Genomic DNA, 23,138 nt, shown 5'->3' on the forward strand with positions numbered 1-23,138 from the left:
AGATGGTGAACATGAATTGGAGCAAATTGAATCGCAAGTGGTACACAGCATTACTAGTTGGTTTATTAAGTCTCTTTGTCCTAAGTGCATGTGGTCAAGAGGAAGTAGCAAAGAAAGAAGAAACGACGGATCTTGCAGTTGCTTCAGAAACTATTGACCCACAAGCAAACGGAGAAATTGAGCAAACAGATGTAACATTATGGGGAGTAATTGGTCCCCAAGTTTCTGGACAACAAATCATTGCTGATAAACTAGGGTACTTTGCCGAAGAAGGATTAAATGTTAATAGCAGGCTTGTTCAATCTGGACCAGATATTGGACCAATGATTGCTAGTGGTGATGCTCAGTTAAGCTTTGAAACTACGATTACGAACATTACAGTTTCTTCTAATAATATTCCAACAGTTATTGTTGCACCGATGGCTAACATTGCAGGAACCCAAGCAGTGGTTGCGCGTCCAGGACTTGAGATTACTAGTGCCAAAGATATTGAGGGGAAAAAAGTTGGAATGGTTAACGGTGCTGGAATCATGATTGCTTTTCAAAACATGGCAAAAGAAATGGGAGTAGACGTTTCAAAAGTACAGTTTGTTAATATTGCTCCTGCTGACCAAATTGCTGCACTTGAACGCGGTGACATTGACATTATGGCTGCTTGGGAACCATGGATTACAAAAGCTATTGAAATTGGCGGAACTTTACTTTTTAGTGGAACAGAGGCTCACTTACCAGAAAAAGACGGAAGCGTTGATTGGATGCGTTTTTACTCAACATTCCAAGTAAATCGTAATTACTTAGAGCAAAATCCAAATACAGTAAAAGCTCTTCTTCGTGCATTAAATCGTGCAACTGACTATATTAATGCCAACAGTGATGATGCTGCAGTGATATTACAAGAAGAAATGCCACATTTAACGCTTGAGGAAGTAAAGGAAATGATGGGACGAAATGTGTATTCAATGGAAGTTCCACAGGCGATGATTGATGGTTCAAACGAAATTGCTGAGTTTTTATTAGAAATGAACAACATTACGAACCTACCAGATTTCGATAGTTATACAGACTTTAGTTTGTTAAACGAAGTCCTAAATGAGAATTAAAATGCTTAAGTCCCCGAAAGATGGGGGACTTATTTTTTTTATAGTAATTAATTGGAAAAGCCTTAAATCAACTTTTGGATGAATTATTGTTATTTAAGTGAATTTATTTCGAATTATATGTAAGGTTACTTTACATATATGGTCCTTGTACAGCTAGTTACTATGAAGAATTTCAATTTCGCTCTACACTAATCTTTGTTTAGTTTGAATAAATTGCAGTATAGAATTTAGTTATCTTAAATAATGACTGTACGAAGGTCTGTTTATTATACTAGGAAAAAATAGAAAACTATTGGGAGGGATTGTCTTGATTGCCACTTATCAAATTAATCAACAGCGACTGTGGAGTTCACTACAGAAACTAGCTACATTCGGTGCGTCAGAAAACATTAGTGAAGAAGGAATAACTAGATTGTCTCTTCAAAAGGAAGATTTAGCTGCCAGAAAATATGTAATTGAACTCATGAAAGAAGCAGGGCTTAGCGTAAAGGTTGATGTAGTAGGAAACATCATTGGATCCTTAAAAGGTGTAGATCAAACGAAACCGATCGTTATGACTGGTTCTCATATTGATACGGTTTATCAAGGTGGAAGGTTTGATGGTGCTCTCGGTGTCTTAGGAGCCATTGAAGCAGTACGATCAATAAAAGAATCTGGAATAAAATTACAGAACACAATTGATGTAGTCTCGTTTACCGATGAGGAAGGAACGCGATTTGGTACAGGGTATATCGGAAGTAAGGCGATGGCCGGAGAGTTAGATGAAACGATTCTTCAATTAAGAGATGATGAAGGAGTTTCATATGAAGAGGCATTTTGCCAAGCTGGATTTCAACCTGAAAGATATAAAGAAGCAATCCGCAACAAAGAAGAAATCAAAGCTTTTATAGAAATGCATATCGAACAAGGGAAAGTGCTAGAAGGAAACAACCTCCCCATTGGAATTGTAACAAGTATCCAAGGACCTGTATGGATGGAAGTAACCTTTGAAGGTCATGCAGATCATGCTGGTGCAACTCCGATGAACATGAGATACGATTCAGGATTAGCGATGGCAGAAGTGATGTTAGATGTGGAAAAAATAGCGACTCAATATGGTGGAGTTGGAACGGTAGGTAAGTTAAGAATTGAGCCAGGTGGGGTGAATATTATTCCTGGGATTTCCAAATTTTCAATTGATCTTCGTCATATTGATAAAACAAAACGAATCGATATGGTTAACAAAGTAAGGGAAGCGATTCATCAAGTTTCGATTAAAAGAGGAGTTAGCGCTAAAGTCGATGTGAAAAAGTCTGTAGATCCGAAAGTGTGCTCACCCAAAGTGATGGAAGCTATTGAAGAGGCTTGTCATCAACTAGATCAACCAACAATGAAATTACAATGTGGGGCTGGACACGACTCGTTAATAATGGCTAATATAACGGAAATGGGAATGATCTTTGTTCGCTCAAAAGATGGGATTAGTCACCATCCGAAAGAATGGACGGACACAGAAGATTGTGCGATTGGAACACAAGTATTATTCAACACTTTAGTTAACTTAGCTCAATAAAAAGGAGGCAAGGCTTATGAACCATATAGGGCATTTACACATTCCAGCACGTACGATTATGACACCAGGACCAGTTGAAGTGGATCCGAGAGTTTTAAAAGCAATGTCTAGTTCGATTCTAGGACAATTTGATCCACAGTTTACAGCGATAATGAATGATACGATGGGATTATTACGTAAGGTTTTGCAAACAAACAATCATTGGGCGTTTCCGATAGATGGAACTTCACGAGCGGGAATTGAAGCAATGTTATGTAGTGTTATTGAAGAAGGAGATGGTGTGCTTATCCCTTCTTTTGGTAGATTTGGTGGCTTACTCACTGAAATATCTGAACGGTGTGGTGCAAGAGTTCATTCACTTGTTTGTGAGTGGGGGGAAGTATTCGATCCTGAGATAATTATAAAAGAAATAAAAAAAGTGAAGCCGAAAGTTGTAGCAATGGTTCATGGTGATACATCAACTGGACGAATGCAGCCCTTAAAAGAAATTGGTTATGCGTGTCGTGAACTTGACGTTTTACTCATTGTTGATGCGGTTGCGACTGTTGCAGGGACTGATGTGAAAACGGATGAGTGGATGATCGATGGTCTTATTACAGGAACACAAAAATGTCTTTCTGTACCTTCTGGAATGGCACCGATCACATATAATGACCGCATTGAAACAATTTTAATGCAAAGGAAGTCAATTGAAAAAGGACTCGCTACACAAACGCAGTTATCCATGAATAATTTTGATAGACGTATTCGTAGCAATTATTTTGATTTGAGCCAACTTCAAGATTATTGGAGCCCGGCACGACTCAATCATCATACAGAAGCTACTTCGATGTTATATGGATTATATGAAGGGTTGCGAATTATTTTAGAAGAAGGCCTACAACAAAGATTTGAAAGGCACCGCGTCAATGAACGAGCATTAGTTGTGGGAATAGAGGCTATGGGACTTAGTTTATTTGGTAATCCGAATTTTAAGCTACCTACCGTCACGTGTATTAACATTCCAGAAGGAGTAAACGGGGATGCTGTAAGAACGATGCTTCTTGAAGACTTTGGTATTGAGATAGCGAGCTCATTTGGACCGTTGCATGGGAAAATTTGGAGAGTAGGAACGATGGGGTATAGCTGCCAACAAAGAAATGTTTTATTAACATTAGGGGCACTTGAAGCGGTACTTCTTCATCACGGTGCAAACATTCATAAAGGTGAAGCTGTTCAAGCAGCATTAGACGTATATAAAAACGTTGGACGTGTTCATGTAAAGTAATATCCGGTAAAGTTTCGTTATTATTTTAATGATACATGGAGGTGTGTGATGAAGCATTATAATGCATTTATACGGGAAGACCTTATTGTTGGAGCTTATAAAGTAGGATTGTTAACTGGGCAAACTTTTGCTGTTAAAGACGTTTTTTGTGTGAAAGGGCATGTATGTAGCGCAGGGAATCCAGATTGGTTACGCACGCATGAAGCGGCAAGCCAAACGGCAACATCCATTCAAAGGTTATTAGAAAATGGCGCAAGTTTAACAGGAATGACGATTACGGATGAATTGATGTATAGCTTAAACGGCGAAAACTATCATTATGGAACACCGGTAAATCCTAAAGTTCCAGAATGTATACCAGGTGGCTCTTCAAGTGGATCAGCGGTTGCAGTAGCGGGTAATCTTGTTGACTTTGCATTAGGAACCGATACAGGTGGCTCAGTCCGAATTCCTGCAGCGTATTGTGGGATCTATGGAATTCGCCCTACACATGGAGTAGTTCCAATAGATGGCGTAATCCCGTTAGCTTCTAGCTTTGATACAGTCGGTTGGATGACGAAGGACTCTGATGTACTTCTAGAAGTTGGTAGAATTTTATTACCAGAAAAATTGTCTAACCAAAAATTTAATCGGTATATGTTTGTAAATGAAGCATGGGATTTAGCGGATGATGAAAGTAAAGATGCATTTTCCCCTCTTTTTGCACGATTTGAGAGTTTATTTGGGCAGAGTTCATGGATAGAAATTTCAGAAGGAGGTTTACAGGAATGGATGAATGTATTTCGTATTTTACAAGGAATAGAGATTTGGAACACACACGGTGAATGGATCCGAAAAGAAAATCCTATATTCGGTCCTGATATTGACAGTCGGTTTGAATGGGCAAGTACGCTAAGTGATATTAACCAAGAATTACTATTAAGAGAACGAATGAAAAACCATTTGATAGAGTTACTTGGGGAAGATGGTTTGTTCATTATACCGACGACTCCAGGGAAAGCACCATTATTAAATTTATCTGGTGAGCAAATAGAGTTACGTCGTCAACAAACATTGCAATTGTCTTGTATTGCGGGGTTAGCAGGGTTACCACAAGTGACAATTCCGATGCAAAATGTAGATGGAAGTCCAATTGGTTTGTCGATTATTGCAGGACCACATCAAGATTTACGATTACTTGAATGGATTGAGGAACATAAAGCGTTATTTCAACAGAAACAAATAAAAAATAGTTGAGGAGATACGTGATGAAACTAGCTACTATTAAACATAATGATCAAGAACTAGCCGCAGTTTTCTCGACAAAAGGAATAGTTTTACTAGAAACGATAAATCAATTTGAGGGTCTTTCTTTTGATTTAAACCTATTCAATATCATTGAAAAAGGTCAATTAAACGAATTAATTGAATGGTATCAAAATGGTGGCAAAGAAAGATTGGAAACATACCCTATGACTTTACAAACTGAAGTAGAGTACGCTCCTTTATATAGGAACCCAAGAAAAATCTGGGGAATTGGGATGAACTATGTAACAGATTTAATAGAAATAGAGAAAGTGAATGTAGATGATGATCCTGTTAGTTTTTTTAAACCAGATACAACACTAATTGGACCTAATGATCACATTATCCTACCAGAGCAGTCAGAACGTACAACAGCAGAGGGAGAGTTAGCTATCATTATCGGTAAGCGTTGCAAAAATATTTCAGAGGATGAAGTAGAAGATGTTATAGCTGGCTATACAACAGCATTGGATATGACAGCTAGTGATATTCACGCAATAAATCCACGCTTTTTAGCACGAGCCAAAAGTTTCGATACGTTTTTTAGCTTTGGCCCACAGTTTTTAACGAAGGATGAGGTACGAGATTTAGCTAACGTAAATGTAGCAACCGTATTAAATGGAGAAACAATTCACGAAAAAAGTGTGTCATATATGAAGTTTCCACCAGCATTTCTTATTTCGTTTCATTCAAAAGTAATGACCTTATTGCCAGGAGACATTATTATGACTGGAACTCCAGGTTCTACGGTGATTAGGGATGGTGACATAGTTGAGTGTCATATTGATGGGTTAGAGGCTTTGAAAAATCAGGTAGTAAGATATTCTTAATGGAAAATCACTAATTTGTCAGGCTACTCTTCGTAAATATAAAAAAAGAACGGGGGAGATCAAAATGAGAAACTATAAACATTTTTCCTATAGACCAACAACAATGGCTCCTAGTGGAATGGTCACAAGCCCCCATTATTTAGCGACTCAAGCAGGGATGAATATACTACAAAACGGTGGAAATGCAATAGAAGCGGCTATTGCAGCAGCTGCATCCATTTCTGTCGTTTATCCACATATGAATGGTATTGGTGGAGATAATTTCTGGCTCGTCTATAATGCTAAAAAGCAAGAGTTAAAAGGGTTAAATGGTAGTGGACGTGCTGGAGAGTTAGCTACAATTGATTTCTATCAAAAACAAAAGTACGAAACTATTCCAGCTAGAGGCTATCTTTCGGCAAACACCGTTCCAGGGTCTGTAGCAGGTTGGGATCAAGCGTATCAATATTCAAAAAGTTATTTGGATGGAGATATACCTTGGTTAGAGCTTCTGCAACCAGCAATTAGCTATGCAAAGAATGGATTTCCAGTAACGCCTAGCCAAGCTTATTGGACCAAGATAAATGCTGAAAAAAGTGATGAATTTAGAAATTTACAAAGATTTGATGAGTTTCAAAACATTTTCTTAAAAGAAAATGGCTTACTCTATCAAGCTGGAGAGTTAATGATGCAACACGACTTGGCGGTTACATTAGAGACAATTGCCAATGAAGGAAGTCGTGCATTTTACCAAGGTTCGATTGGAAAACAAATTGTAGATGATCTACGATTAAATGGAGGTTTACTGACTGAAGAAGACTTTAGAAAGCATAGTTCTGATTGGGTTGAACCAATATCTGTTAATTATCGTGGATATACAGCGTATAATCTTCCACCTAATACACAAGGGTTGGCATCATTATCGATTTTAAACATTTTAAACCAATTTGATCTAACTTGTATTGAGGAAGGTTCACCAGAATACATTCATCTAATCGTTGAAGCAACAAAGCTTGCTTTTTGTGATCGCGACCAATGGTTAACAGATCCTGACTTTTCTCACATACCTGTTGACGAACTAATATCTGAAAAAAGAGGCAAACAATTAGCGGCTAAAATTAACTTAGCTGAAACGCTAAGTATGGAAAAGCAGTTAGATCCAAAAGGAGATACAGTATGGCTCGGTGTAGTCGATCAATATGGAAATGCAGTCTCATTAATTCAAAGTATCTATCATGATTTCGGCTCTGGTATAATCCCAAAGGGAACTGGAGTATTGCTACAAAACCGAGGTAGTTTCTTCTCACTTAATCCAAATGATATTAATTGCTTGCAGCCAAATAAACGAACCTTCCATACTCTTAATCCAGCGATGTTATTTCGTGGGAAATCTCCTTATCTAGTATATGGAACGATGGGAGGGGAAGGGCAACCACAAACACAGGCAGCACTTGTTACGAGAATTATTGATTACAATTACAGTATTCAAGCAGCAATTGAAGCGCCAAGATGGTTATATGGACGAACTTGGGGGGCAAATTCTAATCGTTTAAAAATTGAATCTAGAATATCAAAGGAAGTTAGAAATGAACTACAAAAGAAAGGTCATTCCATAGAAGCTGTCGAAGAATTTACAGACATCATGGGTCACGCTGGTGTTATACTAATTGATGATGAAAACAATGTAAAATATGGTGGAGCGGATCCGCGTGGAGATGGGATTGCAATCGGTCACTAATATAGTAATCTTGTTTTTAAAATTATCGTTGTTAATATAAGCTTATGAAGAAATAATTGTAATAAGGTTAGGTCAAAATTACTCATGAAAGTGGGATTTTTTTCATGAAAACTCTCGTAAATATTTTTATCGCATTTTTTAGATCAGGGATGTTAGGTTATGGTGGTGGTCCTTCTTCGATCCCACTCGTCCATAAAGAAGTTGTAGAAACGTTTAAATGGATGAGTGATGACGAATTTAGTGATGTACTTGCTATCGGGAACACTCTTCCAGGTCCGATAAACACAAAAATGGCAGGCTATATAGGGTATCGTGTTGCTGGTTTAACAGGAATGTTAACCGCTATTATTGCATCTATTGTTCCAACAATTATATTAATGATCGTCTTATTAACGTCTTTATCGAAATTTAAAGATGAATCGTGGGTGGCGGGGATAACAAAAGGAGTCATTCCAGTTGTTGCCGTTATGCTAGCAGTTTTGGCGTGGCAATTTTTTCAAAAGTCAAAAGAAGGACTTGGATGGGGAATAAGTATTCTATTACTTGTTGCAAGTTTGTTGTTCATTGAATTTTTAAATATCCATCCTGGAATCGTTATCGCACTTTTATTATCCTATGCACTACTTAAGCCTAACGCACCTACAAAAGACCATGGGCAAAAGGAAAGGAGTAACGTGCAATGATATATCTTCATATATTTTTAGCTTTCTTTATTCCAGGTATTGTAGGGTATGGTGGCGGCCCCTCCTCGATTCCGCTTATCCAATATGAAGTAGTGAACCGCTATCAATGGATGACAGTTGAAGAATTTAGTGAGGTTCTAGCTTTAGGAAATGCATTGCCAGGTCCAATCGCTACGAAAATGTCAGGATATATCGGCTATGAAGTAGGTGGTGTGTTCGGGGCATTTGTTGGAGTGTTTGCAACAGTTGCACCATCGTTATTACTGATGATTGTCTTACTTGGAATATTATATAAGTTTAAAGAATCACCGAAAGTGAAACGAATGACAATGCTGATTCGGCCAACCATTGCGATTCTATTAGGAGTTCTTGCCTTTAGATTTATAGAAAGCTCAAACGTTGGTGTAGGTATTTGGCAAACAATCATTCTATTGCTTGTCAGCTTTCTATTACTAGAGAAATGGAAGGTTCATCCAGCTCTCGTTATTTTATTAGGAATAGGATATGGAGCAATTTTTTTAAGTTGAATGAATGACACACGAGGATTATAAATTCTTGTGTGTTTTTTCTTTTCTAAAATATTGTTGTAACGTTGCCTAAAAATAAGTTCAGTACCCCATACTAGTAATAGTTACAGTTTTTGGATTGTTAAAAATGACAACAACCCCCTTGCCAAAATGCACTTTTCTTTAAATGGAATAATGATTGTAAACGCTTTATTATAAAAAGTGTAAGAAACATATATTGAAAGGGGAACTAAATGATGAATAATACAAGTTCAAATAAAGGTTTCAGAGTTAAAGTTCAGCGTTTTGGAAGTTACTTAAGTGGTATGATCATGCCGAATATCGGGGCATTTATTGCATGGGGTCTTATAACGGCATTATTTATTCCTACTGGTTGGTTACCAAATGAAAGTTTAGCAGAACTAGTCGGACCAATGATCATTTATTTATTGCCATTATTGATAGGATACACTGGTGGTAAGATGATTTATGATGTTCGTGGTGGTGTAGTTGGTGCAACAGCAACAATGGGTGTTATTGTTGGTGCGGATATCCCGATGTTTTTAGGGGCAATGGTTATGGGTCCTCTTGGTGGATATTTAATTAAGAAGTTCGACCAAAAGATTGATGGGAAAGTTAGACAAGGCTTTGAAATGTTAGTGAATAATTTTTCTGCGGGAATTCTAGCAGGGATATTAACGTTAGTAGCATTTAAAGCAGTAGGTCCAGTAGTATTAGGATTAAATACGTTTCTAGCATCTGGGGTAGAAGCAATTATTGGAGCAGGTTTATTACCAATAGCAAGTATTTTTATTGAGCCAGCAAAGGTCTTATTCTTAAATAATGCAATTAATCATGGTATTTTAAGTCCGATTGGAATCGAACAAGCAGCACAAACGGGTAAATCTATTCTATTTTTACTTGAAACAAATCCAGGTCCTGGACTTGGAATCTTGTTAGCGTATATGGTATTTGGGAAAGGAATGGCAAAACAATCTTCATCTGGAGCAGCAATCATTCATTTCTTCGGTGGTATTCATGAAATTTACTTCCCATATATTTTAATGAAGCCTGCGTTAATTATTGCAGCAATTGCAGGTGGGGCAAGTGGTGTCTTTACATTTAACCTTTTTAGTGCTGGATTAGTAGCAGCTCCATCACCTGGTAGTATTTTCGCGTTAGTGGCAATGACACCTAGAGGAGATTACTTTGCTGTATTATCAGGTGTTGTTGTTGCAACAGCAGTTTCATTTGTAATATCTTCATTAATCTTAAAGGCAAGCAAACAAAATGAAGAGACAAACGATTTAGCTAATGCAGCTGAAAAGATGCAAGGAATGAAAGGGAAAAAAAGTGAAACAGCTGCTTCTTTAGTGAAAGAAGAGACAAAAGAAATTAATAAAGAGAATGTTCGTAAGGTTATCTTTGCATGTGATGCAGGAATGGGTTCAAGTGCAATGGGAGCTTCAGTTCTCAAAAATAAATTCAAAAAAGCCGGACTAGATATTACAGTTTCAAATACGTCAATTAATAATCTACCTGCAGATGCTGATCTTGTTGTTACTCATCAAGATTTAACAGATCGAGCTAAGGCGAAGTTACCAAACGCTCAACATATTTCTGTAGAAAATTTCTTAAATAGTCCAAAATATGATGAACTAGTTGAGAATCTTAAATAAATGAAAAAATAGGAAAGAGTTTCTACAGCTCTTTTCTATTTTTTTCGTCCTCTTTTGTATAGTGAAAAATAAAAACTAATTAAAAAATGTCAACAATGCTTTAGACGAAAACAGGTTTTCCTTTTGTTGTGGTAGTGGTTGTAAACGGTTTATTATTAACTTGTAAGAATAAAGTTTAATTTTGTCACAAAAAATAGTAGGGCATATGGTCGAAGAAAATGGAGTGATGGCAATGTATATTTCTGCTAGAGAAAGACAAATACTTGAAACTTTACTTACGAGAGCTGAAGGTATTACTGTTAAGGAAATTGCTGACCGAATTGATGTAAGTGTTCGTACAATTCATAGAGATTTAAAGGGAGTCGAAGATATTTTAAAAGAATATGACTTAACATTATTAAAAAAATCTGGGTTAGGGATACAAGTGAATGGTAGCACGGAAAGTATTGAGGAGCTACAATTGTTTCTCTTTAATTTATCCCATAATGAATATACTCCAGAAGAACGCCAGACGGTCATATTTTGTACCTTACTAGAAGCAACTGAACCAATCAAACTGATTTCCTTAGCAAATGATTTAAACGTAACCATTGCTACGGTAAGTAACGATTTGACAAAGTTAGAAGAGCGACTGAATAGATTTGACCTATCCTTGATCCGAAAAAGAGGCTATGGTGTTGAAATCTTTGGAAGTGAATCATCAAAGCGAAGAGCAATGAGTAGTATCATTTCGCAAAATGTTAATGAATTTGAATTATTATCACTTGTTAGAGAAAACATACAAAGAAAATCAACCCATCAAGTAACTTCTGCTTCAGAAAGGTTATTAGGATTAGTTGAAAAGAAAAAGTTATTAATTGTGGAAAAGGTGCTCGAAGAAATAAATAACGAATTACCCTATTCCATTGCTGATAGTGCCTATATTGGATTGGTTGTTCACCTTTCATTAGCCATCGAGCGAATTATGCAAGGAGAAAACATTCAAATTGATCAAGGTTATTTAGGAAGATTGAAAGACACAGTTGAGTATAGTATCGCCGAAAAGATCATAGAAAAATTGCAAAAAGTATATGAAATAGATATTCCTGAAGCAGAAACTGGATATATTACTATGCATTTAAGAGGAGCAAAACTTAGACACGATAAGGAATTCTTATTAGAAGATAGTAGTTTTAACATTGCAATAAAAGCAAAAAGCCTTATCGACTACGTTGAAAAATATCTAGATAAGGATTTATCAAATAATCATTCACTTTTTCAAGGTTTAATTGCTCACTTACGGCCTGCCCTTTATCGGATAAAACAACATATGGGGATTAGTAATCCGCTATTAGAAAAAATAAAATCCGACTATTCAGATTTGTTTACTATTGTAAAAGAGGGGACAGAAAAGGTTTTTCCACATTTAACTATTCCAGATGAAGAGGTTGGCTATTTAGTTCTTCACTTCGGATCAGTGTTAATAAGTAGAAAAACAAAAGAAAATGTAAAAGCACTAATCATTTGTTCTAGTGGAATTGGTACCTCTAAAATGTTAGCAAATAGAATTCAACAAGAAATACCAAATCTTAAGGATTTACAAAATATATCGTTGTTTGACATTAGAAACTATGATTTACGTGAATATGATTTGGTTATTTCTACGATTGATTCACCAGATTTACCAAAAGATTATATTCTCGTCAGCCCCATATTAACAGAGTCTGAAATAGAATTGATTAAATCACGGATAACTGAGCAAGGTAGTCAACTAGTAGCAAAGGATCATACTAATGTTTTTAAAGATGTCTCCCTCTATGACACAAAAAAGACGTTACAAAAACTACACAACATAAAAGTATACTCTGACGTAATTGTGACATTATTAGAGGGCTTTGAAATAGTAGAAATAAATCAAATTTTACCCATACAAGAAGTGTTAACTACTGTTTGTCAACACTTAAATAAACTAGATGTAATTAATGAAACTCCAATAGTTGTAAGCGCTTTACTCGAGAGAGAACGTGTAGGGGGGTTAGGGATACCTGATACGAACATGGCTTTATTTCATACGCGAAATGATCACGTCTTAATACCATCATTTAAAATCATTAATCTTAGTAGTCCTATGAGTTTAAAAGGGATGGATCAAAGTCAGATTGACGTAGACAATATATTGCTATTACTTTCACCGTTAAATTCCACGCAGCAAGTGCTAGAGGTGTTGAGTTATATAAGTGCATTAATTATTGAAGATGAAAAGAGTGTGGAAATTTTTCAATCAAAGAATAAGAACTTACTTTCTGCACATTTAACATCAAAATTCGAACAATTTATATATGAAAAAATTAACGAAAACAGGAGTGTTTAACTATGACATTATCAATTTTACCTAAAGAAAATATTTTATTAAACGCAGAAGTAGCTAATAAAAAAGAGGCAATTCAATTAGTTGGAAGCATTTTGGAGAAAAATGGTTATGTTAATTCAGATTATATCGATCAAATGTTTTTACGTGAGGAATTATCATCAACCTATATGGGGAATTACGTGGCTATTCCTCATGGTACAGATGAAGCTAAGAAGTCAGTAAAAGAAACTGGTATTGCGATTGTACAAGTACCAAATGGTGTAGATTTCGGAAATGGAAATATCGTAAAGCTATTTATTGGCTTAGCCGGAAAAGACAATGAACATCTCGAGATCCTTTCACAAATCGCAATTGTATGTTCTGAAGAAGAAAATGTGATCAAAATTATTAATTCAGACTCAAAAGAAGAGATCTTATCAATTTTTGAAGAGGTGAACTAAATGTTAGCATTACATTTTGGAGCGGGGAATATCGGTAGAGGGTTTATTGGGAGTTTATTATATCAATCTGGTTACAAAACATGCTTCGTTGATGTAAATAAAGAAATTGTTGATTTAATAAATGATAGAAAAGAATATCGAATTGTTTTAGCTGAAAAGTCTCGGGAGGAACTTATCGTTAAGGATGTTGAAGCCATCAATAGCCAGTTGGATCCAGAGAAGGTCATTGAGGCAATTGTACATGCTGATTTAGTGACGACTGCTGTTGGTCCAAGCATACTTCCATTGATTTCAGGTCTTATTGCCGAAGGTCTAAAAAAAAGGTTAACGAAAAACCGTAAATCATTGAATATTATTGCTTGCGAAAATATGGTTGGTGGTAGTACGTTTCTAGAAGAAAAAGTGTATGAAAAGATTAGTGACGATGAGAAAGAAGCATTTAAACAATATTTTGCATTTCCAAATGCTGCTGTCGACAGAATTGTACCGAACCAATCAAATGAGGATAAATTGATGGTGATGGTTGAACCTTTCTTTGAGTGGGTTGTAGATGAAACACAGATGATAGGTGAAAGACCAGAAATAACTGGTATTACGTATGTTAAGGGATTAAACCCTTATATTGAACGAAAATTATTTACGATGAATACTGGCCATACGACTGCTGCTTATTTAGGCTATTATTCTGGTATAGATACAATCAATGAAACTATGAAAATAGCAGCTATTAGAGACCTTGTTGAAAATACAATCAATGAAACTGGTGAATTATTAATAAAAAAATATCAATTTGATCGTGAGGTTCATTCAAACTATATAAAAAAAATTATGGAGCGTTTTTCAAACCCGTTTATTATTGACGAAGTAACAAGAGTTGGACGTTCACCACTTAGAAAACTAGGACCAAATGATAGATTTTTAAGCCCTGCTAAGCAATTTGTTGAAATGGTAGGAGAAGAACCTATCTTTCTAGCTAAAGGTATAGCTGCAACCCTATTATACGATCATACAAATGATGAGGAAGCAATGGAATTACAAGCAACAATAAAACAAGAAGGAATAGAAGCAGCGATTGAAAAATATACAAAGTTATCAAAAGACAGTACATTGGTAAACCTTATCGTCAAACAATATTATACGCTAAAAGATAATAAGTATTAATTTAAATCAAACCAGCCTTCAACAAAATGTTGAAGGCTGGTTTGATTTTACTTCCTTATTATGTTTATAAGTAAGGTGGCTAGTTATGAAAAGGGGGATTTTTTATTGTTCAAAGATAAGAAATTATAAATTTCTAACTTGAAAACTGTCTAGCGCAAACAGCCTATGAGCTTTGAAAATTCCCTTTATTGACAACGTTATCAGTTTATATTATTGTTAATTTAACCCATTTCGAAATTTTCAAAATCTATTAGTATACCAAAAAGTTGGAAACGCTTAAAATTATGTAAATGTATCTTTTTCTGGGTTGACGTCTAATCAAAGTATGAAATAAAAGAAGATATGGAGGATAATTTCATGAAATTTTTTATCGATACTGCAAACCTTGAAGACATAATCAAAGCTAACAAAATCGGTGTTTTATCTGGGGTCACAACAAACCCGTCTCTAGTTGCAAAAGAAGGGATTAAATTCGAAGACCGTATCGAGGAGATTTGTCAATCTGTTCCTGAAGTTGAATCTGTATCTGCAGAAGTATCTCCTGATGCTGTGACTGCTGAAGAAATGATTGCAGAAGCAGAAGAACTTTTAAAAATTAACGGTGGCGATGAAAAAATTACGATTAAACTTCCTATGACAATTGAGGGATTAGCTGCATGTCGATATCTCTCAAAAAAAGGTGTTAAAACAAATGTTACACTTATTTTTACTGTAAACCAAGCGCTTTTAGCTGCGCGTGCAGGTGCTACATATGTTTCTCCGTTTTTAGGAAGACTTGATGACATATCTGAAGATGGAGTACAATTAGTAACAAAAATTGCTGAGTTATTCCGTATTCAGCAACTTGATTCTCAAATTATTGCTGCTTCGGTACGACACCCAGACCATGTAACTCGTGTAGCTATGGCTGGTGCTCACATTGCAACTATTCCATACGCTGTTATTGAGCAATTATCGAAACATCCGTTAACAGATCAAGGAATTGAGAAATTTGCAGCTGACTGGGAAAAAGCGAAAATTTAATTTGTATGTATCATTTATGATGACACAGCTTTTAAATAGCTGTGTCTAATTTTTAAAAGGGACAAATATTTTTTTCACAACATTCAGTGCAAACGGTTGCTCTTTGTGGCATACTGTGGTATTTTAGTGTAAGAAAGATAGTAGATAGAGAGTTTAACAGTACTGGAGGAAAAAAGATGAAGAAAACCTGGTGGAAAGAAGCGATTGCATATCAAATTTACCCACGAAGTTTTATGGATTCTAACGGAGATGGAATTGGTGATATTCAAGGTGTAATTTCGAAACTTGATTATTTAAAAGAACTAGGAATTGATGTAATATGGATCTGTCCTATTTATAGTTCGCCTAACGATGATAACGGTTACGATATTAGTGACTATAAAGGAATTATGTCTGATTTCGGAACAATGTCTGATTTTGATGAGCTACTTGCTGAAGTCCATAATCGAGATATGAAGTTGATTATGGACCTTGTTATTAATCATACATCAGATGAACATCCTTGGTTTATTGAGTCGCGTTCTTCAAAGGAAAACCCATATAGAGATTACTATATTTGGCACCCTGGTGAAAAAGATAATGAACCAAATAACTGGGAATCAATATTTGGCGGCTCTGCTTGGGAATATGACGAGAATACTGAAGAATATTTCATGCATGTGTTTTCAAGAAAACAACCAGATCTAAATTGGGCAAATCCAACCGTTCGAAAAGACTTATATGAAATGATAAATTGGTGGTTAGATAAAGGGATTGATGGTTTCCGCGTCGATGCCATTTCTCACATTAAAAAAGTTGCTGGATTTCCAGATCTGCCAAACCCAAAGAAACTAAAGTATGTTCCATCATTAGACGGTCATATGAATCAAGAAGGGATCGAGGTTTTTCTAAAAGAGTTGAAAAAAGAAACATTTGATAAATATGACATTATGACTGTTGGTGAAGCTAATGGAGTCAAAGCAGAACATGCAGAGGAATGGGTAAGTGAAGAAAATGGTTATTTTAATATGGTATTCCAATTTGAACATCTAGACTTGTGGGGGAAAGGTACGGATACAGGTATAGATCTAGCTGGTCTAAAAGAAACTCTTACAAAATGGCAAAAAGAACTTGATGGTAAAGGGTGGAATGCTTTATTCTTGGAAAACCATGATCAGCCTCGTTCAGTTTCTACTTGGGGAAATAGTGATATGTATCGAGATAAATCAGCCAAAGCTCTGGCAACGATGTACTTTCTTATGCAAGGGACCCCGTTCATTTATCAAGGACAAGAAATTGGAATGACAAATGTAAAATTTTCTTCAATTGAAGATTACAATGATGTAGCTATTAAAAATCTCTATAAGAATGAAAGAGAAGCTGGTAAATCACACCAAGAAATCATGGAAGTTATTTGGAAAAATGGTCGTGATAATTCTCGAACACCAATGCAATGGAGCGATAAAGAAAATGCAGGTTTTACAGAAGGTAAGCCTTGGTTAAAAATAAATCCTAATTATACAGAAATTAATGTTGAACAAGCGATAAAAGATAGTTATTCAATTTATCATTTTTATAAAAACCTTATAAAACTAAGAAAACAGGAAAAAGCTTTGATTTATGGAAGTTATGATTTGATTTTAGAAGAACATGAACAAGTCTATGCTTATACTAGAACCCTAGAAAATGAACAATTTTTAATTATCACTAATTTATATGGTGAAGAAACAAGTATTACCTTACCTTCAGATTTAAATAAGAAATCAAAAGAATTATATATTAGCAATTATAAGGTACAAGTTGTATCCGATAAGATATTATTAAAACCATATGAAGCTAGAGTATACAAATTAATATAATTATATTTACTAATTTATCCCACTCTTAAGGGGCAAGTAAGACCCCCACCTCAAAACTTAAGAAAATCGAGAAGTTTAGGTGGGGGATAAACTGCCCCTAAAGGTCCGATATAGAATAACTTTCATCAGTGAAGCTGATGATTAGTTATTCTTATGCCCGTGGTATAAGTTGAACTAACAATCAGTGGGGGATGAAGGAAAACCCCCACTGATTGAAGTTCAGCTTTATTTCCTACTTGGAAGCTATCTAGCTCCTACGCCCACGAGTTCGGTCACTTCAACTTATCAGTCCTTTTTGGAAGCGATATAACAGCTGATATAAATAAATTCCAGTGACATTTGACATTCCGTGAACTATGGAGCTAAGGTTTTTCTTGCCACTAAGCGCAAACGTTTGCTCAAGCTAAACAAAAAATAAAGGGAGATGAAAAAAATGAAAATCACATCGTTTGATTTTTGGCAAAAATTTGGTAAAGCACTAATAGTGGTGGTGGCTGTTATGCCGGCCGCTGGGATTATGATTTCTCTTGGTAAAATGATTGCTATGTTTGAAGTTGATTTAGGTCTCGTTCAAACCAGTGCTGCGGTAATTGAAGGGATTGGTTGGGCCGTTATTAGTAACATGCATATTCTATTCGCTGTAGCGATTGGTGGATCTTGGGCAAAAGAGCGAGCTGGTGGAGCTTTTGCCGCACTAGTTGCTTTTATCGTCATCAACCGTGTTACTGGTACAATTTTTGGTGTTAATAATAGTATGTTAAGAGATTCTGAAGCCACTGCTACTTCGCTCTTTGGTAGTGAACTTATTGTACAAGATTTTTTCACGGATGTATTAGGGGCGCCAGCCTTAAATATGGGCGTATTTATTGGAATAATTTCCGGATTCTTGGGAGCGACTCTATTTAATAAATATTATAAATATGATAAACTACCACAAGCTCTAGCTTTCTTTAACGGTAAACGTTTTGTTCCATTCGTCGTAATCTTATGGTCAATTGTAACCGCTGTAGTATTGTCAATTATTTGGCCAGTCATTCAAGGGAACTTAAATGCATTTGGACGTTGGGTAGCAACGTCGAGAGAAACAGCTCCGTTTTTTGCACCATTCATTTTTGGTGCGGTAGAACGATTATTACTTCCGTTTGGTTTACATCATATGTTAACAATTCCGATGAACTTTACACCACTTGGAGGTACTTATACGATATTATCTGGAGCTAATGCTGGGCAGACAGTTGCAGGTCAAGACCCTTTATGGTTCGCCTGGATTTCTGATTTGAATAATCTACGTTCAGTAGGAGATTTGGCGGGGTATAATCAACTGTTAAATGAAGTAACTCCTGCGCGTTTTAAAGTAGGACAAATGATTCTATCTACTGCAGCTTTAATTGGTGTTGCATTTGCCATGTACCGCAATGTTGATCCTGACAAACGTACAAAATATAAATCAATGTTCTTTTCAGCAGGTTTAGCAGTATTTTTAACTGGTGTTACAGAACCAATTGAATTTATGTTTATGTTTGTTGCGCCTGTTCTTTATGTTGTGTATGCAATTATGACTGGATTTGCTTTCGCTATTGTTGATCTTATTGATATTCGTCTTCACTCTATGGGGATGATTGAATTACTAACAAGAACACCGATGATTATGAAAGCAGGATTATGGTTAGATTACGCCTACTTTTTTGCTGCTTGTATAGTCTTTTTTGTATTAAACTACGTTGTTGCTAATTTTATGATAAATAAATTTAAGTATGCGACCCCGGGACGACTGGGCAATTATATTGATGATGGAAACGAACAAGGTGTAAATACTGCTTCAAATGAAAATGATCATTCTTTAGCTAATTCAATAATTGCTTTATTAGGAGGACGAGATAATATTGTTGACGTTGATGCGTGTATGACTCGACTTCGTGTAACGGTAAAAGATACGGCCCTCGTCGGATCAGAGCAAGAGTGGAAAAAGAATGGAGCTTTAGGATTAATCGTTAAAGATAAGGGAGTTCAAGCTATTTATGGACCGAAAGCAGATGTTCTAAAATCAGATATTCAAGACCGAATAGGGGCTTAAATGAAATGAAATTATTAACATTAAATTGCCATGCATGGCAAGAGGAAGAACAGTTAGAAAAAATTAAGACTTTAGCGAAAACCATAAAAGAAAATTCCTATGATGTGATCGCATTACAAGAAGTCAGTCAGTCAGTCGACGAAGAGCAATTAGATCGCAATGTCAAAAAAGATAATTACATGATCGTATTATTAGATGAATTAAAAAAACTTGGTGTAGAGGAATATAATTATTTTTGGGACTTTTCTCATTTCGCATATGAAGTATATGAAGAAGGACTAGCAATTTTAACGAAACACAAAATTGAGAAGGAATATTCATTCTTTGTGTCCCAGTCGGAAAACACCAAATATCATAAAACAAGAAAAATTGTTGGGGCGAAAATTACCTACAATAATGAACCAATTTCTTTTTATTCATGTCATCTTGGATGGTGGGGCGATGAAGAAGAACCGCTAAAAAAACAGTTAGATTTATTATGTTCACATGTAATAAAATCAGAAAAAGTTTTCTTATTGGGTGATTTTAATAGTGATGCTTCTGTTGAAGATGAAGGTTATGACTATATGTTAGCTAATGGATATTACGACACTTTTGACTTAGCTAAAGAAAAAGATAGTGGGAAAACAGTGATCGGGAAAATTGCTGGTTGGGATAAGAATAAACGTGATTTAAGGATTGACTATATTTTTTCAAATTTTCAATGTAATGTTGAAAAATCAAATGTTATTTTTAACCATAAAAATAAGCCGATTATATCTGACCATTATGGAGTTGAGGTCGAGCTTTCTTTATAGGTACCTAAATGAAAAAAGTGTACGAAATCACTAATTATACAAAACCCCCCTTGCTAAGTTGCTAAGTAAGGGGGGTTTTGTATAGAGGACAAAGGTTGTTTACAACAGTGGTTTTTACTATCATAATATATATATGAATTCGTTCTCGTTTAAAATTATTATATATTATTTCAATAGGCTTTTTTTACTATGAAAGGTGGTGACGAAATTGGCTACGATAAAAGATATTGCAAAAGAAGCGAATGTCTCCATTTCAACTGTTTCTAGAGTTTTGAATAATGATGAAACTTTAACAGTAATGGAAGAAACAAGAGAAAGAATTTTAGCTATTGCCAAAAAGCTTAATTATACTCCTAAAAGAAGGAATCAAAATAACAATCAACCTGAAAGCGTTAGCATCGGGGTTGTTATGTGGGCGACTCAAGAAGATGAATTTAATGATCCTTATTTTTTATCTATTCGTGAAGGCATTGAAAAGCAGTGTTCAGTAAAGGGGATAGAGTTATCAAAAATAATACGTGTACGAAGTAGCTCCAAAGACTATTCGTTTGATCAATTAGATGGGATTATTACAGTTGGAAATGTAGATCTAGACGATCTAAAGAAAGTATACAATCAGAATACCAATATTGTTTTTGTTAATAATGACCCAGACCCGACAACATATGATGCAGTTATTTGTGATCTCAAAGAATGCTCTGAAGAGATCATGAACTACTTATTTCATTTAGGGCATAAAAAAATCGGGTTTATAGGTGGAGTTGAATACAAGCAAAAGTTTAACGATGAAAAAATGCTTGATAAGAGAGAAAGTAGTGAAGAAATTAGAAGGAAAACTTATGAAGCAATAATGAATAAGAATGGATTATTAGATGAAAAAAATATTTACATAGGTAGCTGGACAACCGCAAGTGGTTATCAAATGATGAAAAACGCAATCGAAAAAGGTAACATACCGACGGCTTTTTTTGTAGCTAGTGATCCGATGGCCATTGGTGCTCTAAGAGCTTTACATGAGTCAAGTATAAAAGTGCCAGAAGAAGTATCAGTTGTTAGTATCGATGATATTGATATGGCGGGTTTTGTAAGTCCACCACTTACGACAGTGAAAATTTATAGCGAACAAATGGGTAGGTCAGCAGTCAACTTACTTCAGGAGAGAATAGAAGGCAGAACTATTCCTCTTAAAGTTGTTGTTCCTACGAAGTTAATTGTAAGGGATTCATGCGGTGGTAACCAATAACTTTTGTATAAGTATTATCATGGGCAAAGAGAACTCGTTTTAGCTACGCTAGAACATCGAAAATTCAGATGGAGTCTCAACTCCACTTGAATGGAAGTCCCCACCTACGCTACGCTTAGAGGTGGCGATCTCTGACCCTTAAGAACAAATCAGTTTGATTAAAAATAAGCAAAATCTACAAAAAAACAGGCTATTATTATAGCTTGTTTTTTTTGTGTTTTTACTAACATTGGCTATATAAAACTTTTTACAAACAAAAATATCGGTAAAAATTTTACTTGTATTTTTGTTTGTGTATATTTGTACCCTTTCCTTTGAATGATTTGATACGTAGTGTTTTTCTAGTGTTGTTGGCGTTTTTGAAAACTTTATCTATTAGTAAAAAAAGTGTTGAAATAGAATTCTTATTCTGTTATCTTATAATTATCACGTAGAAACGAGTAAAATATAAGGTAAAACTTTACTTGTTTTGTTATTGAAAGATTGGGTGAAAAAATTGGCTACGATTAAGGATATAGCGAAGGAAGCGAATGTCTCCATTTCAACAGTTTCCAGAGTCTTGAACAACGATGAAACACTTACAGTTATGGAAGAAACAAGACAAAGAATTTTAAATGTTGCCAAAGAGCTTAAGTATTCTTCTAAAAAAAAGCTGCATGTTCAAAATAATAGCTTTAATGAAAGCGCGAACATAGGTGTTGTTATGTGGTGTAGTCAAGAAGAGGAGTACGAAGACTCTTACTTCCTATCTATCCGTCAAGGGATAGAAAAGCAATGTATTGACTTAGAATTGGAAATAGTAAAAACAATTCGTGTAAGAGGTAGTTCTAATGATTATTCATTAGAAGCGTTAGATGGATTAATCGTTGTAGGTGATGTAGATATAGATGAATTAGATAAAATATACAAACATAATCAAAATGTTGTTTTTGTTAATAGCAATTCTAATTCAGAAAACTATGAGTCTATTATATGTGATCTTGAAGAGTGTTCAAGGAAAGTGATGGAGTACTTATTCAAGTTAGGACATAAAAAAATAGGTTTTATAGGTGGAGTTGAATACAAGCAAAGGTTTAATGATGATTTCGGTCTAACAAAGGTTGAAAGTAGTGAAGAAATTAGAAGAAAGACCTATGAAACTATGATGAAAAAGAAAGGGGTTTTTAGTTCGAAAGATATATATGTAGGAGATTGGTCAACGTTAAGTGGCTATCAAGTAATGAAAAAAGCCATAGTAAAAGGAGATATGCCTACAGCATTTTTTGTTGCCAGTGACCCAATGGCCATCGGTGCAATTCGAGCATTACATGAAGCGAATATTCATGTTCCAAGAGATGTAGCGATTGTTAGTATTGATGATATTGAAATGGCTGCATTTGTAAGCCCACCTCTTACAACATTTAAGATTTATAGTGAACAAATGGGACGGACAGCAGTGAACTTGCTATTAGAGCGAATAAAAGGAAGAGAAGTTCCTCTAAAAGTCGTTGTACCAACAAAGTTGATCATAAGAGAGTCATGCGGTGGAAAGACTTAACCAGAAAATTAATACTGAAAGGTGGTGGTGTAAGTTAATGTAAACGGCGTGAAGTAA

18 protein-coding genes are annotated in these 23,138 nt (G+C 35.4%); all 18 read left to right on the plus strand.

What is annotated here, in order from left to right:
* Positions 1–11: 11 nt before the first annotated feature.
* The 18 genes from BKP45_RS10775 (at position 12) to BKP45_RS10860 (ending at position 23,081) form a co-directional block, all read left to right on the plus strand.
* Complete coding sequence (locus BKP45_RS10775) at positions 12–1,100, plus strand: ABC transporter substrate-binding protein (protein ID WP_139193810.1); 1,089 nt, start codon at positions 12–14, stop codon at positions 1,098–1,100.
* A 307-nt stretch (positions 1,101–1,407) separates the two neighbouring features.
* On the plus strand, positions 1,408–2,652 hold the full coding sequence (locus BKP45_RS10780) for a Zn-dependent hydrolase (protein WP_084787838.1): 1,245 nt from the start codon (positions 1,408–1,410) through the stop codon (positions 2,650–2,652).
* A gap of 16 nt (positions 2,653–2,668) precedes the next feature.
* Complete coding sequence (locus BKP45_RS10785; protein WP_071389697.1) at positions 2,669–3,919, plus strand: pyridoxal-phosphate-dependent aminotransferase family protein; 1,251 nt, start codon at positions 2,669–2,671, stop codon at positions 3,917–3,919.
* Positions 3,920–3,967: 48 nt separating this feature from the next.
* The gene (locus BKP45_RS10790) at positions 3,968–5,155 is read left to right on the plus strand and encodes an amidase (protein WP_071389698.1); all 1,188 of its coding nucleotides are present in this window, start codon (positions 3,968–3,970) and stop codon (positions 5,153–5,155) included.
* Positions 5,156–5,166: 11 nt separating this feature from the next.
* Positions 5,167–6,033: a fumarylacetoacetate hydrolase family protein gene (locus BKP45_RS10795; RefSeq protein ID WP_071389699.1), complete on the plus strand. Its 867-nt coding sequence runs from the start codon at positions 5,167–5,169 to the stop codon at positions 6,031–6,033.
* A 64-nt stretch (positions 6,034–6,097) separates the two neighbouring features.
* Entirely contained in the window at positions 6,098–7,750 is a 1,653-nt protein-coding gene (ggt, locus tag BKP45_RS10800; protein WP_071389700.1) for a gamma-glutamyltransferase, read from the plus strand.
* Positions 7,751–7,854: 104 nt separating this feature from the next.
* Positions 7,855–8,433, plus strand: coding sequence for a chromate transporter (locus BKP45_RS10805; protein ID WP_071389701.1), 579 nt, complete (start codon positions 7,855–7,857; stop codon positions 8,431–8,433).
* A complete protein-coding gene (locus BKP45_RS10810) occupies positions 8,430–8,960 on the plus strand; it encodes a chromate transporter (RefSeq protein WP_071389702.1) in 531 nt (176 codons plus the stop codon). Before BKP45_RS10805 ends, BKP45_RS10810 begins: the two co-directional genes overlap by 4 nt.
* Positions 8,961–9,193: 233 nt before the next feature.
* Complete coding sequence (locus BKP45_RS10815) at positions 9,194–10,618, plus strand: PTS mannitol transporter subunit IICB (protein WP_071389703.1); 1,425 nt, start codon at positions 9,194–9,196, stop codon at positions 10,616–10,618.
* 181 nt (positions 10,619–10,799) lie between these two features.
* A complete protein-coding gene (locus BKP45_RS10820) occupies positions 10,800–12,968 on the plus strand; it encodes a BglG family transcription antiterminator (protein WP_245747437.1) in 2,169 nt (722 codons plus the stop codon).
* Between the two features lie 2 nt (positions 12,969–12,970).
* Complete coding sequence (locus BKP45_RS10825) at positions 12,971–13,408, plus strand: PTS sugar transporter subunit IIA (protein WP_071389704.1); 438 nt, start codon at positions 12,971–12,973, stop codon at positions 13,406–13,408.
* Positions 13,409–14,569: a mannitol-1-phosphate 5-dehydrogenase gene (locus BKP45_RS10830; protein ID WP_071389705.1), complete on the plus strand. Its 1,161-nt coding sequence runs from the start codon at positions 13,409–13,411 to the stop codon at positions 14,567–14,569.
* 357 nt (positions 14,570–14,926) lie between these two features.
* Entirely contained in the window at positions 14,927–15,592 is a 666-nt protein-coding gene (fsa, locus tag BKP45_RS10835; protein WP_071389706.1) for a fructose-6-phosphate aldolase, read from the plus strand.
* 176 nt (positions 15,593–15,768) lie between these two features.
* Entirely contained in the window at positions 15,769–17,430 is a 1,662-nt protein-coding gene (locus tag BKP45_RS10840) for a glycoside hydrolase family 13 protein (protein WP_071389707.1), read from the plus strand.
* A 433-nt stretch (positions 17,431–17,863) separates the two neighbouring features.
* Complete coding sequence (locus BKP45_RS10845; protein WP_071389708.1) at positions 17,864–19,504, plus strand: PTS transporter subunit IIBC; 1,641 nt, start codon at positions 17,864–17,866, stop codon at positions 19,502–19,504.
* Between the two features lie 5 nt (positions 19,505–19,509).
* A complete protein-coding gene (locus tag BKP45_RS10850; RefSeq protein ID WP_071389709.1) occupies positions 19,510–20,301 on the plus strand; it encodes an endonuclease/exonuclease/phosphatase family protein in 792 nt (263 codons plus the stop codon).
* Positions 20,302–20,509: 208 nt separating this feature from the next.
* Entirely contained in the window at positions 20,510–21,544 is a 1,035-nt protein-coding gene (locus BKP45_RS10855; RefSeq protein WP_071389710.1) for a LacI family DNA-binding transcriptional regulator, read from the plus strand.
* 496 nt (positions 21,545–22,040) lie between these two features.
* Positions 22,041–23,081 carry a LacI family DNA-binding transcriptional regulator gene (locus BKP45_RS10860; RefSeq protein WP_071389711.1) on the plus strand — a complete coding sequence of 347 codons (1,041 nt, stop codon included), beginning with the start codon at positions 22,041–22,043 and terminating at the stop codon, positions 23,079–23,081.
* Positions 23,082–23,138 lie beyond the last annotated feature (57 nt).

This window comes from Anaerobacillus alkalidiazotrophicus (assembly GCF_001866055.1).